The following is a 15,528-nucleotide window of genomic DNA, read 5'->3' as shown; positions in this document are numbered from 1 at the left end:
GCGAACTGACTATATGACGTTGTTTGTTTATGCATATTGACGTATTTTATATGCATTATGACGACAGAAGCAGATCTAATCCTCATCGCCCTCCTCCGTGAAAATGCCCGTGCTTCGACGGCCGACCTTGCGAGGCGCCTCGGAGTTTCGCGAACAACGGTTCAAAGCCGTATCGAGAAGCTCGAAAAGCGCGGTGTCATCGAGGGTTATACGGTCCGAATCGCCCCGGAGTTCGAGCGTGATCTGGTGCGCGCCCACGTATTAGTGACTGCCTTGCCAAAGCTCGCGCCAAAGGTCGAAACTGCATTGCGCGGCATGATGGCCGTCCGTTCACTTCATTCTGTGAGCGGACATTTCGATATGATCGTCGTTGTGGAAGCCCCTTCCATACAGGAGCTTGATGCCGTTCTGGATCGCATAGGCGCGCTGGAAGGCGTCGAGCGCACGATGTCGTCCATCATCCTCTCGACGCGAATTGATCGTTAAGATACAAAAACAATATCGCAGCGGTCAGAATCACTGGCAGTGCTTAGGTGGAGACTGCTCCACTCATGCGCTTTCGGCGAAAAAGCATCACCGCAAGCCCCAGAAGCACGGTGCCTGCAATAAACAGAAAGGCTGCGGCAGCGATCGCCGGGCTGATGTTCTCACGAATTGTCGAGAACATCTGGCGCGCGAGGGTACGCTGATTTGGTCCCGCGACGAACAGCGTCAGAACAACCTCGTCCAGCGAGGTGGCGAATGCCAGCACAGCACCCGAAGCGATACCCGGCATGGCAAGCGGAAGCGTGATTTTTCGAAATACTGTGAGAGGCGACGCGCCAAGGCTCTCGGCTGCCAGCTCGATACGCCGGTCGATACCGCCAAGAGCACCCGTAACGCTTACCAGAACAAAGGGGATCGAAATCACGGTGTGCGCGACAATCACGCCAAGATACGAATTTGCTATGCCCAATCGCACGAAGAGCAGTTGCATGCCCACACCCAGCACTACTGCGGGAACGACCATTGGCAATAGGAACAGAGTTTTAATGGGGCCGGAAAGAAAAATTATCCTGCTGCGCAAGCCAAGCGCGGCCATCGTCCCCAACACGGTTGCCAAAATCATAGTCCCAGAACCGATGATCAGGCTGTTGACGATCGCGCGGCGCCAGACATCCGCTGTCGCGAGTTCCTCAAACCAGCGCCCTGACCAGCCCGGCACCGGATAGGTCAGAAACACGCTGGAGGTAAATGCCAGTGGAAGGATGGCGAACAGCGGCGCGATCAGAAAGATCACGGCAGCCGCACCGAACACGATTTTCGCGAAGCGCCCCATCTTCATGCCCTCCGGGGATCATCGGCGGTAAGCCGTCCGTAAACCGCGTAGAGTATCAGACAGGCTACGAGCAACACGAGCCCAAGTGCACCGGCCATGCCCCAATTGGCCGAACCGGTTGCGTAATAAGCAATGATCGAGCTTATCATCTGGTCGCCCGGTCCACCGATCAACGCAGGAGTGATGTAGTAGCCAATCGCGCTCATAAATACGAGTAGCATGCCGGACACGATACCGCGCATACTCAACGGAAGCAGCACTCGCAGGAACGCTCTCCACGGCGGCGCACCAAGAGATGCGGCTGCAGGCATGAGATTGCCTGGGATAGACACAAGCACGCTGTAGATCGGAAGCACCATGAACGGCAGAAGCACATGCGTCATGGCGATGACCACACCCGCCCTGTTGAAGATCAAGGGAAAAGGCGCATCGGTTATGCCGAGCCAGATCAGCGTATCGTTGATGAGGCCCTTATCCTGCAAAAGAATGAACCAGGCAGCCGTTCGCACCAGCAACGATGTCCACAGCGGCAGTAAAACAGCAGCAAACAGCACGCTTTTGATCCAGCCCGTAGATGACGCCAGCAAGACCGCGTAGGGGTAACCAATCGCTGCACAAGCCAATGTCACCAGAGCAGCAATCCAGAAAGTACGCAGCATGATCGCCCGGTTTGCCGATGTGCCCGGCGCCATAGAAACAATTTCACCCGATGTCGAGCGCTCCATATCGACGGCCGCAAGCAGGTTGCGATCAGTTGTCGGGGAAAGCGCATTTGCAATCGCCCGCCAAAACTCCGGCCGGCTCCATCGCTTGTCGATCATTTCAAGATCTGGAACAGGATCGCCCTTTTCGATGGCTGAAAGCGTTTTGCTCATCAACGTGCGAAAGCCGGATTGAGCGCTGTTCAAGCGCCGAACCATATCGCCTATCGCCTGTTGGTCAGTCGAAGATTTCAGGTCCGTTACCAGGGCCTGCTTCATGTCTGGCGATGGACCCGACTGTCCGTCCCAAAGACTTACCGCTTCTGCGGTTCGGGGTAGAACGCGCAATACCGCTGTATCTGACACGGCCTGCTTCATCATCACCCCGAGCGGCCAAAGAAAAAACAGCGCGATAAAAACAAGCAGAGGCGTGATCAAAAATATCGCTCGAATATTTTTGCCGGACAAAACCGTCATGCTGCGATCGTCCAGCAATCAGCGGCACTGAACTTGGCGACGACATCAGTTCCGGGCGTCCATTCGCGCGATTTTCTGTCTAGCCGCACGATGAAATCATGCGCACTCCCATCAAGCTGGATACGCAGATGATCTCCTTGATAGACGCTATCAACCACGCGCGTTCTAAGGAGGTTGTCTGAATTATCCTCGCTGCCAAGTTCGATACGCTCAGGCCGGATGGACAAGAGAACCTTCTGCCCGGCCGCGAGAGTTTCCTTGGATGCTGCGGTCAGCGTGCCGCCGTCCTTCAGGCGAATAAAAGCACGCGCGTTTTCCATCCGCTCGATTATCCCTTCGGCGAGATTGGTTTCGCCTATGAATTCGGCGACAAACCGCGTTTGCGGCTCATCGTAGATCGCACGCGGCGTGCCGATCTGTTCAATTTTTCCTTTGTTGAAGACAGCGATCCGGTCCGACATGGTCAGCGCTTCACCCTGATCATGGGTGACGAAGACAATCGTCAATCCCAATCGGCTGTGCAGCGCGCGGATATCGAGTTGCATCTGCTCGCGCAACTGCTTGTCGAGAGCGCCCAGCGGCTCGTCCATCAAGACGACACCTGGCTCGAAAACCAGTGCACGGGCAAGCGCCACCCGCTGTTGTTGCCCGCCGGACAGTTGCGATGGCTTGCGTTCGCGCATCGGGGAAAGTTGCACCATATCGAGCACTTTATCCACCAGCTTGCCGATCTCGCCCTTTCCAACACCACGCATCTGCAAAGGAAAAGCAACATTTTCGCCAACGGTCATATGCGGGAAAAGCGCATAGTTCTGAAAAACCACGCCCATGTTACGCTTATATGAGGGAACCGCATTGATAGGCTTTCCATCGACATAAATCGTCCCGCTGCTCGGACTTTCAAACCCGGCAAGCATCATCAGAAGCGTGGTCTTGCCTGAACCGGAGGGGCCGAGCAAGCTCACGAATTCGCCCTTGCCTATATCGAGGTTCAAACCATCTATAACTTTGAAATCACCGTATGATTTACTGATATTCTCGAAGCGGATGCGGCAGTCCGTCAATGAATTACTCCATCTTCCGGAAAACGGGGAAACCCCGCCGGTGTTGCGCCCACGGGGCCATAATTGCGAATTATTGTGCCAGCCACGCGTTGAAGCGCTTCGTCAGCTCTTCTGAGTTGTCGATCCAGAAGTCGACATTCAGTGGCAGAGAGTCTTTCAGATTGGCTTCCGCTGTCGGAAGATCGGATGCGAATTCCGCGGGCACCTTGCTTGCGGCTTCCTTGTTCGGCAGGCCGTAAGCCACGTATTTCGGCAATTTCACCTGATTCTCGGGCTGGCTCGCAAAAGCAATGAAATCCAGCCCCACATCCTTGTTTTCGGCATCTTTCAGGATGACCCAGCTGTCGACAGCATAAATGCTGCCCGGCCAGACCACCTTGAAATTCTTGCCCTCGCTCCTGTTTATGCCCGTGATGCGCCCGTTATAGGCCGACGCCATCACCACTTCATCCGAGGCCAGCAATTGCAGTGGCTGCGCTCCTGCTTCCCACCAGACTATATTTGGCTTCAGTTCATCAAGCTTTTTGAATGCGCGATCCACACCCTCTGGCGTCGAGAGAACATCGTAAATCTCGTCCTTGCTGACCCCGTCAGCGAGGAGTGCAAATTCGAGAGTATATTTGGCGCCTTTGCGCAGGGAGCGTTTGCCTGGAAACTTTTTCACATCCCAGAAATCTGCCCAGGATTGCGGACCATCTTTCAACTTGTCCGCGTTATAGGCGATCGCGGTAGACCACACGATCGCACCGACACCGCAATCATTGACCGCACTGTCGAGAAACTTGTCTTTGCCGCCTAGCTTGTCCCAATCGATCTTTTCGTAAAGACCGTCCGCACAACCAAGGGCGAGTTCTTCCGCCTCCACCTGCACCACATCCCAATTGGGCTTTCCTGCTTTCACCTTTGCCTGAACGACACCGTAGCCGCCGTCCCAGGATTCATCCAGCAAGGGCTTGCCGATCTTCTCGGAGAAGGGCTTGAAGTAAATTTCCCGTTGGGCGTCCTGATAGTTGCCGCCCCAGGAAACGACTGTCAGATCGCGGGCGGTCGCAGAGCCTGTATCGAGTGCAGTTGCAAGGAGTCCGCCCATAAGGGCAAGGCGAGCAATTTTCATCGACATGTTCCCATTTTGGTTCGACGGGTTGTTCCCGACGTTGTTGTAATGGGCCATGCTAGCTTGATCGTTAGTCGCGGGCAATATTGTAGTCGCCCGACAATGCAAAAGTATTATCCCGTTTTCACGAGGTGGAGAATCCGGGCGAAACGTCCGGATTTCTCATTCGCGCGCGCTTCAAACGCGTTCAAGCGCAAGGGCGATCCCCTGCCCGACACCTATGCACATTGTTGCGAGAGCATACCTGCCGCGATTGAGCGAAAGTTCGAGCGCCGCCGTGCCTGCAATGCGCGCACCGGACATACCGAGTGGATGTCCAAGAGCAATCGCGCCGCCGTTCGGGTTGACACGCTCGTCGTCGTCGGAGATTCCGAGATCGCGCAACACTGCCAGGCCCTGCGATGCAAATGCCTCGTTCAGTTCGATGACGTCGAAGGCATCAGTCGCGATACCGGTACGCGCGCAGAGCCTCCTTGTCGCCGGAGCAGGACCAATACCCATGATGCGGGGAGGAACACCTGCCGTAGCACCACCAACAATGCGCGCTATGGGCGTGAGGCCATATTTTTTAATGGCCTCCTCTGACGCGATGATGAGCGCTGCAGCTCCGTCATTTACACCTGAAGCGTTGCCTGCCGTCACAGTGCCGCCCTCGCGGAAGGGCGTGCCCAGCTTTGCCAATGCTTCCAGGCTCGTCACACGGGGGTGTTCGTCCCTGTCCACAATGATCGGCTCACCTTTGCGCCGCGGTATTGTGACGGGCACGATTTCCCTGGCAAGGCGTCCATTCTCTTGCGCAACTGCCGCCTTTTCCTGACTGCGAAGCGCAAATATGTCCTGATCCTGCCTCGAAACATTGAAATCTTCCGCTACGTTCTCGCCCGTCTCCGGCATGGAATCCACACCGTACTGCTTCTTCATCAAAGGATTGACGAACCGCCAGCCGATGGTCGTATCGAAGATTTCCGCCTTGCGTGAAAATGCGCTGTCGGCTTTCGGCATGACGAAAGGCGCGCGGCTCATGCTTTCCACGCCTCCGGCGATGACAAGTTCTGCTTCGCCGGCTTTGATTGCGCGTGCGGCCGTTATGACAGCATCCATCCCTGACCCGCAGAGACGATTGATCGTGGTTCCTGACACCCCAACTGGCAATCCCGCCAGCAGAAGTGACATACGCGCGACATTGCGGTTGTCTTCCCCGGCCTGATTGGCTGAGCCGAAAATGACGTCATCGACGGCTTCCCAATCGACAGAGCCATTACGCTCCATAAGTGCTCTCAGTGGGACCGCACCAAGATCGTCGGCACGAATCGATGAAAGCGCGCCCCCGTAGCGACCGATTGGCGTGCGGATATAATCGCAGATATATGCTTCACTCATGGTATGGCCTCACAGTTCCGGGACAACGAGATCGGCAACCGGGCCGTCCACGTGGAGTTTCGCACCGGTCATGGCCTGAAGGTCTTCCAATGTCATGGAAGCCAACTTTTCACGCAGCACAAAACGCCCCTTGTCGATATCGATCACCGCATGGCTGGTATAGACACGCGTGATACATGCAACACCGGTTAGCGGGAAAGTGCACTTTTCGACGAGCTTCGGTTCGCCCTTCTTCGTCACATGCTCGGTAATCACCACGACCTGTTTCGCGCCGTGCACAAGATCCATTGCACCACCGACCGCCGGCACACCCTTGGCCCCTACTCGCCAGTTAGCGAGATCGCCGTTCTGGGCAACCTGATATGCACCAAGAATTGCCACGTCGAGATGGCCGCCGCGCACCATTGCGAAGCTGTCGGCGTGGTGGAAGAAAGCCGCGCCGGGCTTCAGCGTGACCGCCTTCTTGCCAGCATTGATCAGATCCCAATCTTCCTCGCCCTCCGGAGGGGCTTCGCCGAAATCCAGAATGCCGTTTTCCGTATGGAAAATCGCTTCGCGGCCTTCCGGTTGATAACGGGCGACCATTTCTGGAAAGCCGATACCGAGATTTACATAGGCACCGTCCTGGATATCCTGTGCGGCACGCCAGGCGATCTGCGCATTGGATAATTTGATGTCGTCATGAATATCGATCATCATGCGTAGGTCACTCCCGCGCGAATGAGTTCTTCTTCCTGCTTCGGATTTGCAACTTCAACGACACTGTCAACGAAGATGCCCGGCGTGATGACATTTTCCGGTTCAATGCCGCCGAGCTGAACAATTTCCGACACCTGCACAATGGTTCTCGCTGCAGCCATGCACATGAGCGGATTGAAATTGCGCGCCGCCATACGATAGGTCAGATTGCCGTGCCTATCGCCAAGATGAGCCTTGATGAGCGCGAAATCAGCCTTCAACCAGCGCTCCTGCACATAGGGTCGCCCGTCAAATTCAGCTATAATCTTGCCTTCCGCCAACTCCGTGCCGTAGGCGGTCGGGGTGTAGAATGCCGGGATACCGGCGCCACCTGCACGAATGCGCTCGGCAAGCGTTCCTTGCGGCACGAGTTCCAGTTCAATGTCGCCAGCTATATATTTATCTGTGAAGGCGCGCGGATCGGATGAGCGCGGGAAAGAACAGATCATCTTCCGAACCATCCCGGCGTCGATCATGGCTGCAATGCCAATGCCGCCATTGCCAGCATTGTTATTGATCACAGTCAGATTCTTCGGCCCCTTGTCGATCAGGGCATGAATGAGTTCGATTGGCGCGCCCGCGCCACCAAATCCCCCGATCATGACACTCGCGCCATCACCTATTCCGGCGACTGCGTCCGCCAAACTTCCGATTGTCTTGTCCATTTCGCCTCCATACTGGAACGCGCGATTTCACGCCGAGCGTTTCCAGCCTCAAACACGATGAAATTAGCCCCCGCATCAACGACGGGTCAAAACATTTGTGCGTTATTTGACATTTGTTCACATATCGCACAAAATAGATTGTCGCTTTCAGGAGGCTTCATGCGCGAAACTGACTTCATCGGAGGCTTTGCCAAAGGATTGAAAGTTATCGAAGCGTTCGGCGAAAATCAGCCACGTCTTTCGATAGCGGACGTTTCAAAGATTACCGGACTCGACCGCGCGACAGCACGGCGGTGTTTGCTGACCCTCGCTGCGCTCGGCTATGCCGAATACGACGGCAAGTTTTTCATGCTTCTGCCGAAAATTCTTCGGCTCGGACACGCTTATCTTTCTTCGACACCCTTGCCGACGATCATCCAGCCGCATCTGGACCGGTTGTCCGACACAGTCGGCGAAAGTGCGTCCGCGTCCGTTCTGGACGGAACAGAAATCGTGTACATCGCCCGCGCCTCGCAGATGCGTGTCATGTCCATTAACCTGATGGCTGGAAGCAGGCTTCCGGCCTACTGTGCCTCGATGGGGCGCGTGCTCCTAGCCTCGCTTCACGAACCCGAAGCACTTACGATTCTTGAGCGCACCGAACGGAAAGCGCTGACGCCATTTACGAAGGTGGCAATTGACCAATTGATGGCGGAAATCTCCGTAATTCGTGATCAAGGTTATGCAATCAACGATCAGGAACTGGAGCTCGGGCTGCGTTCAATCGCAGTTCCAGTCTTCAATCACAGAGGCACCGTAGTTGCAGCAATCAATATCGGGGCGCCGGCGGCTCACGTCGAAACAGGGGGGCTGGTCGAACGCTTCCTACCCGCCATGTTGCAAGTCCAGTCGGACCTTCGCAGTTTGCTGAGATGAACTGTCGAGGATGAAAAATCCAATTAAACCTTACAGTGATAGGTCTTGAGCGGCGAGACGCTCCCGCTCCCTCAAGCGAAACGCACGTGGTGTTTCACCTGTCATTTTCAGAAAGAAGCGCGAAAAATAAGCCGGATCTGAAAATCCGAGGCTGTAGGCGATATGCTGTACGGAGGATGGCATGGCTATCAAATCGCGCTTGGCCGTATCCATCAGCTTGTTTGCAACCAAATCTTGTGTCGTTCCTCCAGTTAGCTGCTTCACCGTCCGATTGAGATGCGTCGGTGAAACTCCCAGCAATTTCGCATAAAATGAAACCGGCTTGTGATCTCGGTAATAGCGATCGATCAGCTCCAACAGCCTTTCAATACGAGCGGGCATATATACCCGGCTTTCTTGACGCTTCGCCGGGTTTGAAGAATATGCATGCCTTAAAATGTAAATGAATGCAACTTGAACAAGAGACTCCAGCATGCTGTTTTTATATGATTTTCTTGCATGAAACTCTTCTTGCACTTGGCTCAGAAGAGAGGAAAGTAATCCGAGATTATCTTCGCCTGCGTCTTTCATGGATATGAGTTGCGGCTGCGTCAGCCACTCTGCCATCACTCCCGCTGTCCCCCCTCCCACAAACGGCATATGCGGGCTCAGAATCGTCACGATGTGGCCCACTATATCTTTTGAAAATGCAAACCCATGATTGAAACCGGGAGGCACCAAAATCGCACATGGTGTCTGAAATGGGCGGATGGCGCCGTCAAAATTTACCTGCCCCGAACCGCTTTCAATATACAGAAGCTGAAAGAAACTCACGTGACGATGCAGTGAAATCTCGAAATTGTGCAAACTCGATCGCGAAAAAAGCGTTTCGCAGTGCAGCCAGAAATCCGGCCTCTGCTCGTTGTCCTCTCCGTAAAGCTCGTATGTTGGAACAAAATTTTCCGACATCTTGTCCTCCGATAATGTTCGATTTGTACAATAAATTGCCGGAATTATCCATTGTCAGCCTGAAGGTTCCCCCAAGAATAAGGAAGACTGCATTGGGAGGACTATATGCGAACTCAGGTCGCAATCATCGGATCAGGCCCTTCGGGTCTGCTCCTTGGGCAGCTTCTGACGAAAGCCGGGATAGACAATATCGTGCTGGATCGCGTCAGCGCGGATTATATTTTGGGCCGCGTGCGTGCAGGCGTATTGGAAGAAGGCACCGTCAAGCTGATGGATGAGGCTGGCGCATCTGCGCGCCTGCATGCTGAAGGTCTGCTGCATGATGGCTTCTCGCTCGCTTTCGACGGGCGGGATCATCGTATCGATCTGCATGAAATGACCGGCAAACGGGTCACGGTCTACGGCCAGACCGAGATGACGCACGACCTCATGGATGAACGGCAGAAGTCAAACGCTGCCAGCATTTACGAAGCGGCCGACGTGACCCCGCACGATTTCGATACGTCATCGCCATATGTCACATTCGAGAAAGAGGGTAGAACGCATCGTATTGATTGCGATTTCATCGCCGGATGTGACGGGTTTCACGGCGTGAGCCGCAAATCCGTGCCGGAAAAGGCAATCAATATTTTCGAAAAGATCTATCCTTTCGGCTGGCTTGGAATACTGGCCGATATTCCACCCGTCGCGCACGAACTGATCTATGCGAACCACAAACGGGGCTTTGCCCTGTGCTCCATGCGGTCCCTCACCCGCAGCCGTTACTATATTCAATGCTCGTTGGACGAGACAATCGAAGGCTGGAGCGACCAGCGCTTTTACGATGAATTGCGTAGGCGTCTTCCAGCACATCATGCAGAAGCCATGGTGACTGGACCGTCTTTCGAGAAATCCATTGCGCCCCTGCGCTCCTTCGTGGTCGAACCAATGCGCTTCGGACGGCTGTTTCTTGTTGGCGACGCCGCGCACATTGTTCCTCCGACCGGCGCCAAAGGACTGAACCTCGCCGCAAGCGATGTGCATTATCTTTACGAGGGACTGAGGGACTTTTACCTCGACAGGTCCGAAGCCGGTATTAACGCCTATTCCGGCAAAGCCCTCGCCCGCATCTGGAAGGCCGAGCGCTTTTCATGGTCGATGACAAAACTGTTGCACCGCTTCCCGGACATGGCGCCATTCGATGAAAAAGTACAGGAAGCGGAACTTGACTACTTCTGCACTTCCCACGCTGCTTCGACCGCACTTGCCGAAAACTATGTCGGATTACCGTTCTGAAAGCCGACGATTGAACTGCAATTGATATTGTCGAGACATACCAAGGGTTTGGTACAGAGGCCCCAACAGTATTCATTGAACCCCCGGCGATAAGTTCCAATCGGAACTTGTCGCATCTCGCGCGGTCGGCCACCTCATCAAGGTAGTCGACCGCGGTTCTATGGCTTCAGGCCGGCAGCTTCACGCAATGTCTGGATCAGAATCTGCATCGCGGCGGTCTGCGCCATATCGGTCCGCATCGTGAGCCCTACAGGGCCCGTTGTCTCGCTTGTATCAATGGGCAACGCAACCAGCTTGCCCTCTGAGACGTCCCTGGCCGCAACGCCCTCTGATATAATCCACACCGCATCGCTCTCGCGGACAAATGCGCGCCCGAAAGCATCGGATACAGTTTCTATCTGAACAGGCAGTGTTCCGATCCCATTTGTAATCAACAGCCGGTCCACAAAAGGACGAATGATCGAGTTGCGTGTCGGCATTAAAACCGGATAATCGGCCAGCCTTTCGAAAACCGCGTGTCCAGTTGCCAGAGGATGCCCCGCCCTCACAAGAAACCGGACCTGCTCCGAGTAAAGATGCTCGAAGGAAAACCCGGTCATCTTTTCAGGTGCTGCAAGGCGCCCGACGACCAGATCGAGATCGCCAATCCGCAACTGCTCCAGAAGAACAGCATTTTCGCCCGTCACGATTTTGACCTGGCTGGATGTTCTCTCCGCAAGAAACAGGCTCATTGCTTTCGGCATGATCCGTGTTGAAACTGTCGGCAATGCGCCAATGCGAATAGGCGGCCCCGATCCGTCCAGTTCCTGTGATACGGAATCCAGTCCCTGCCTGAGAGCCGTCAGAGCTGTTCCCGCGTGACGAAGAAACACTTCACCGAACCGCGTTATCCTTATCCCGCGACCATCGCGCTCCACCACCGGAACGCCCAGAATTTCCTCCAGTTCACGCATTGTCTTGGTCACGGCCGGTTGACTGATACTCAAGACTTCCGAAGCCTTGACCACGCTTTTCTGTCGCGCAACCTCAACAAACGTATGCAGATGGCGAAACTTGATCCGGTTTCCAATCACCTATCTATAACCTTATAGTTATGATTTCGGCCAACAATATCATTTTACTTAACCAGTTGAAAGCATGACAGTGCGATGCAAGAGGAGAAAGCCGTGCAATTCGCATCCGTAAACGACGTCGTCATCCATTACGACTTTCAACGGGCAGCAGCCGAAAAGCCCGTTCTGGTTTTCATTAATTCGCTGGGAACCGATCTGCGCATATGGGATGAAGTTCGTTTACGCCTGGGCAACGACGTATCAGTTCTCGTCTATGATAAGCGCGGCCACGGTCTTTCGGACATCGGAAACACTCCTTACACAATCGAACTGCTCGCCGCCGATCTCACCGCACTGCTAGACAAGCTCTCGATAAAGCGGGCGATCATCTGCGGGCTTTCTGTCGGCGGTTTGATTGCGCAAGGCGTTGTTGCCGCGCGACCCGATTTGGTGACAGGGCTTGTTCTGTCCAACACTGCCCACAAGATTGGCACTGCCGATATGTGGGATGCGCGTATTGCCGCTATTCGGGAAAACGGCCTCGCAAGCATTCTCGACGCGACAATGCCCCGCTGGTTCACCCCTGCCTATCGGCATCCCGATAATCCTTCCTATCGTGCGTATTGCAACATGTTCGTTCGGCAACCGCTCGAAGGCTATGCAGCCACTTGCGCTGCTCTGCGGGATGCCGACTTAACGCAAGTAGCCAAAAAGATTTCGGTGCCGACATTGTGTCTGGTCGGCGAGCAGGACGGTTCTACACCGCCCGCCATTGCGCGCGAATTGGCAGGCCTCGTTCCTCAAGCAGATTTTGCAGAGATTGCCGACTGCGGCCATATCCCCTGCGTCGAACAGCCCGATGCCTACGTCTCGCTGTTACGCAACTTTATTACAAACAGATTCTAGCATGGAGAATAACCATGGCTGACAATGCCGTGCGGTCAGACCGTTACAAGATCGGCATGAATGTGCGCCGTTCGGTTCTGGGCGATACGCATGTTGATCGTGCTTCAAACAGCGCGACCGACCTTGATGCACCATTTCAGGAGCTTATAACGGAAGCTGCATGGGGAACCGTCTGGTCGCGTCCGGGCTGGACCAAACGGGAGCGTTCGATCGTTACCATTGCGCTTCTTGCCGCACTCGGGCAAGACGACGAGGTTGCCATGCATATACGCGCTACAAAAAATACAGGCGCGACGAGGGAGGACATCTGCGAAGCATTGATGCATGTCGCTATCTATGCGGGAGTTCCGGCATCGAACCACGCTTTCAAGATCGCCAAGCAGACTTATGCGCAGATGGATGCGGAGGAGGCCGAAAAATGAAAAACAGTCTGCCAGAGACAACTCCATTCTTTGCTCGTGATCTGTCGATGCATCCACCGGCCTACACGCCGTGGTACAAGACCTCGGTGCTTCGCTCACCTACCCGCGCGCTGCTTTCGCTCGAAGGCACCAAAAGCGAAATTGCCGGCCCGGTATTCGGGCACAACATGCTGCATGAGCTGGATAATGATCTCATCCTGAATTACGCGCGCCCCGGTGAGATGCCGATCGGCCCGCGCATCCTTGTGCATGGCCGTGTTCTCGACGAAAGCAATAGGCCTGTTCCGGGGGCGCTCCTGGAATTCTGGCAGGCCAACGCCGGCGGACGTTACCGCCACAAGAAAGAAACCTATCTTGCAGCCATCGATCCAAATTTCGGGGGTGTCGGCCGCACCATAACGGACGAGAACGGCTATTACTGGTTCAAGACCATAAAGCCCGGTCCATATCCCTGGCCAAATGGCGTGAACGACTGGCGTCCGGCTCACATTCATTTCTCGGTGTTCGGGCATGGCTTTGCGCAACGTCTCATCACTCAAATGTACTTCGAAGGGGATCCATTGATCTGGATATGCCCGATCGTCAAAACCATCCCGGACAAATCGGCTATCGAACGGTTGGTCGCACCGCTGGATATGAACGCCAGTATGCCGATGGATATGCTCGCTTACAAGTTCGACATCGTGTTACGCGGTCGTCGTTCAACCCTCTTCGAAAATCGCCCGGAGGGCAACTGATATGGCGCAACCTCTCACGTATCTGAAAGAAACCGCCTCACAAACCGCAGGCCCTTATGTCCATATCGGATTGACCCCCAACTTTGTCGGAATCGACGGCGTCTTCCAGCAGGACCTCGGGTCTGGCCCTCTCTACGGTGAGGAAACCACGGGCGAACGCATCACCATCAAAGGTTATGTCATTGACGGAATGGGTGCACCGCTTCGCGATGCGCTTGTGGAAATATGGCAGGCTGATGCGCGCGGCCTCTATAACAGCCCTTCGGAAACCGGCGGCAAGGCCGACATCGGCTTTCGTGGCTGGGGCCGGTGTCCGAGCCATATGGACACAGGCGAATTCACTTTCGAGACGATCAAGCCGGGGCGCGTTCCTTTCAAGGATGGTCGCCTCATGGCGCCGCACGTCACCTTGTGGATCGTGGCTCGTGGCATCAATCTCGGCTTGCAGACACGGATGTATTTTTCCGACGAAGCCGATGCCAATGCAGAGGATCCCATCCTTGTTCGCATCGAACACCGCAGCCGGGTGCAAACTCTCATCGGTCGACGCGAAGGTAGCGTCTATCATTTCGATATTCACTTGCAGGGCGAAAAAGAAACCATCTTTTTCGATATTTGACGCATGAGTATCTCGGTCTTCGAACACCCATTTCTGGCGCAGCTCTTCGGCGATGACGAAGAGATATTGAGCCTGTTCACGGCAGCAGCCGATATTGCTGAAATGTTGCGCTACGAAGCGGCACTGACCGAGGCTCAAGCCGATCTTGGCCTGATACCAACCGAGGCAGGACTTGCAATCGCGCAAACGATAGAGACGTTCGAACCCAGCCTCTCCAGTCTGGCAAAGGCCACGGCCCGCGATGGTGTGGTTATTCCCTCGCTCGTGAAAGAGCTAAAACTGGCTGTGGGGAAAGATTACGGAGAGTATGTTCATTATGGTGCGACGAGCCAGGATGTCATCGATACGAGTCTTGTTTTGCGGCTGAAGCGTACAAGCACAATCCTCTATGGAAGAATTCAACAACTGGTTCAACGCTATGAATGGCTTGAGGTGACGTTCGGAACGAATGCGCTCACCGGCTATACACGTATGCAGGCTGCTCTTCCCATAACCGTATCGGACCGCATCTCGAGCTGGAAAAACCCTCTCTGCAGTTACGGCACGAAGTTGAACGCCATCTCCTTTCCCGTGCAGTTCGGAGGCGCAGCAGGAACGCTTGAAAAATTCGGCACGCAAGCACCAGCCCTGCGGGCGCTGCTAGCCGAAAAGCTCGAACTGCACGATAGTCTGCAATGGCACAGCCAACGCGCATTCATCGTTGAATTTGGTAATCTGCTTTCGCTTGTCACGGGTACTCTGGGAAAGTTCGGACAGGACATCGCACTCATGGCCGAAATGGGTGAGGAACTTTCCCTGACAGGTGGCGGCGGATCGTCGGCTATGCCGCACAAGCAAAATCCCGTGGGAGCGGAGATATTGATTAGCCTTGCCCGCTTCAATGCAGCCCAAATGGGAGGGCTCCATCAGGCGATGGTGCACGAACAGGAACGCTCAGGCGCAGCCTGGATGGTCGAATGGATGGTCCTGCCGCAGATCGTTGCGTCAACCGGCAGTGCTCTTAACATTGCATCGGCGCTGATCGACAAGATTGTCCGGATCGGCACCGAACAAGCGCCAGACACATAACCATCCGGGTATCGATTATAAGTAATTTTTCATTTTACATGACCATTTAGATAGGCATGCTGAAATCAGGACATTCCCTGTTGCGACGAGACGGTCACGGGCAGGAATGGTGGGCGATAGGGAGGAGAA

At 54.8% G+C, this 15,528-nt stretch carries 17 protein-coding genes; 8 read left to right on the top strand and 9 right to left on the bottom strand.

The window, feature by feature from the left end; genetic code table 11:
- Positions 1–57: 57 nt before the first annotated feature.
- Positions 58–486: an Lrp/AsnC family transcriptional regulator gene (locus tag ACS5UA_RS08690; RefSeq protein WP_021587257.1), complete on the top strand. Its 429-nt coding sequence runs from the start codon at positions 58–60 to the stop codon at positions 484–486.
- A gap of 43 nt (positions 487–529) precedes the next feature.
- On the opposite strand, the gene ACS5UA_RS08685 is transcribed toward ACS5UA_RS08690, so the two are convergent.
- From ACS5UA_RS08685 to ACS5UA_RS08655, 7 genes are all read right to left on the bottom strand, one after another.
- On the bottom strand, positions 530–1,318 hold the full coding sequence (locus tag ACS5UA_RS08685) for an ABC transporter permease (protein WP_031346961.1): 789 nt from the start codon (positions 1,316–1,318) through the stop codon (positions 530–532).
- A 2-nt stretch (positions 1,319–1,320) separates the two neighbouring features.
- Positions 1,321–2,496 carry an ABC transporter permease gene (locus ACS5UA_RS08680; RefSeq protein WP_006471411.1) on the bottom strand — a complete coding sequence of 392 codons (1,176 nt, stop codon included), beginning with the start codon at positions 2,494–2,496 and terminating at the stop codon, positions 1,321–1,323.
- Positions 2,493–3,560: an ABC transporter ATP-binding protein gene (locus ACS5UA_RS08675; protein ID WP_006468969.1), complete on the bottom strand. Its 1,068-nt coding sequence runs from the start codon at positions 3,558–3,560 to the stop codon at positions 2,493–2,495. Before ACS5UA_RS08675 ends, ACS5UA_RS08680 begins: the two co-directional genes overlap by 4 nt.
- Before the next feature lie 70 nt (positions 3,561–3,630).
- Positions 3,631–4,674, bottom strand: a complete 1,044-nt coding sequence (locus ACS5UA_RS08670) for an ABC transporter substrate-binding protein (RefSeq protein ID WP_021587258.1) — start codon at positions 4,672–4,674, stop codon at positions 3,631–3,633.
- Positions 4,675–4,851: 177 nt separating this feature from the next.
- Positions 4,852–6,054, bottom strand: a complete 1,203-nt coding sequence (gene pcaF, locus ACS5UA_RS08665) for a 3-oxoadipyl-CoA thiolase (protein WP_006468971.1) — start codon at positions 6,052–6,054, stop codon at positions 4,852–4,854.
- A gap of 9 nt (positions 6,055–6,063) precedes the next feature.
- Complete coding sequence (locus ACS5UA_RS08660; RefSeq protein WP_006468972.1) at positions 6,064–6,753, bottom strand: CoA transferase subunit B; 690 nt, start codon at positions 6,751–6,753, stop codon at positions 6,064–6,066.
- A complete protein-coding gene (locus ACS5UA_RS08655; RefSeq protein WP_006468973.1) occupies positions 6,750–7,457 on the bottom strand; it encodes a 3-oxoacid CoA-transferase subunit A in 708 nt (235 codons plus the stop codon). The genes ACS5UA_RS08660 and ACS5UA_RS08655 overlap by 4 nt, the downstream gene beginning before the upstream one ends.
- Before the next feature lie 159 nt (positions 7,458–7,616).
- On the opposite strand from ACS5UA_RS08655, the gene ACS5UA_RS08650 reads away from it, so the two are divergent.
- Complete coding sequence (locus ACS5UA_RS08650) at positions 7,617–8,372, top strand: IclR family transcriptional regulator (protein ID WP_006471311.1); 756 nt, start codon at positions 7,617–7,619, stop codon at positions 8,370–8,372.
- Positions 8,373–8,402: 30 nt separating this feature from the next.
- Here the strand turns inward: ACS5UA_RS08650 and ACS5UA_RS08645 are convergent, their stop codons facing one another.
- A complete protein-coding gene (locus tag ACS5UA_RS08645) occupies positions 8,403–9,320 on the bottom strand; it encodes a helix-turn-helix domain-containing protein (RefSeq protein ID WP_006468975.1) in 918 nt (305 codons plus the stop codon).
- A 105-nt stretch (positions 9,321–9,425) separates the two neighbouring features.
- Between ACS5UA_RS08645 and pobA the strand changes: the two genes are divergently transcribed.
- Positions 9,426–10,595 (top strand): 4-hydroxybenzoate 3-monooxygenase, encoded by a 1,170-nt coding sequence (gene pobA, locus ACS5UA_RS08640; protein ID WP_006468976.1) that lies wholly within the window; start codon positions 9,426–9,428, stop codon positions 10,593–10,595.
- A gap of 158 nt (positions 10,596–10,753) precedes the next feature.
- On the opposite strand, the gene pcaQ is transcribed toward pobA, so the two are convergent.
- Entirely contained in the window at positions 10,754–11,668 is a 915-nt protein-coding gene (gene pcaQ, locus ACS5UA_RS08635; protein WP_006468977.1) for a pca operon transcription factor PcaQ, read from the bottom strand.
- A 93-nt stretch (positions 11,669–11,761) separates the two neighbouring features.
- On the opposite strand from pcaQ, the gene pcaD reads away from it, so the two are divergent.
- The 5 genes from pcaD to ACS5UA_RS08610 are packed head-to-tail and all read left to right on the top strand — an operon-like array spanning position 11,762 to position 15,399.
- Positions 11,762–12,553 carry a 3-oxoadipate enol-lactonase gene (gene pcaD / locus ACS5UA_RS08630; RefSeq protein WP_006471313.1) on the top strand — a complete coding sequence of 264 codons (792 nt, stop codon included), beginning with the start codon at positions 11,762–11,764 and terminating at the stop codon, positions 12,551–12,553.
- A gap of 14 nt (positions 12,554–12,567) precedes the next feature.
- A complete protein-coding gene (pcaC, locus tag ACS5UA_RS08625) occupies positions 12,568–12,975 on the top strand; it encodes a 4-carboxymuconolactone decarboxylase (protein ID WP_006468979.1) in 408 nt (135 codons plus the stop codon).
- On the top strand, positions 12,972–13,712 hold the full coding sequence (gene pcaH, locus ACS5UA_RS08620; RefSeq protein ID WP_266029600.1) for a protocatechuate 3,4-dioxygenase subunit beta: 741 nt from the start codon (positions 12,972–12,974) through the stop codon (positions 13,710–13,712). Before pcaC ends, pcaH begins: the two co-directional genes overlap by 4 nt.
- Before the next feature lies 1 nt (position 13,713).
- Positions 13,714–14,331 carry a protocatechuate 3,4-dioxygenase subunit alpha gene (pcaG, locus tag ACS5UA_RS08615; RefSeq protein WP_241083948.1) on the top strand — a complete coding sequence of 206 codons (618 nt, stop codon included), beginning with the start codon at positions 13,714–13,716 and terminating at the stop codon, positions 14,329–14,331.
- A 3-nt stretch (positions 14,332–14,334) separates the two neighbouring features.
- A complete protein-coding gene (locus ACS5UA_RS08610; RefSeq protein ID WP_006468982.1) occupies positions 14,335–15,399 on the top strand; it encodes a 3-carboxy-cis,cis-muconate cycloisomerase in 1,065 nt (354 codons plus the stop codon).
- Positions 15,400–15,528: the final 129 nt, after the last annotated feature.

Source organism: Brucella sp. RRSP16 (assembly GCF_052246815.1).
Classification (GTDB): Bacteria; Pseudomonadota; Alphaproteobacteria; order Rhizobiales; family Rhizobiaceae; genus Brucella; species Brucella intermedia.
The sequence above is the reverse complement of the archived record's forward strand: the minus strand, read 5'-3'. Positions and strand labels throughout refer to the sequence as shown.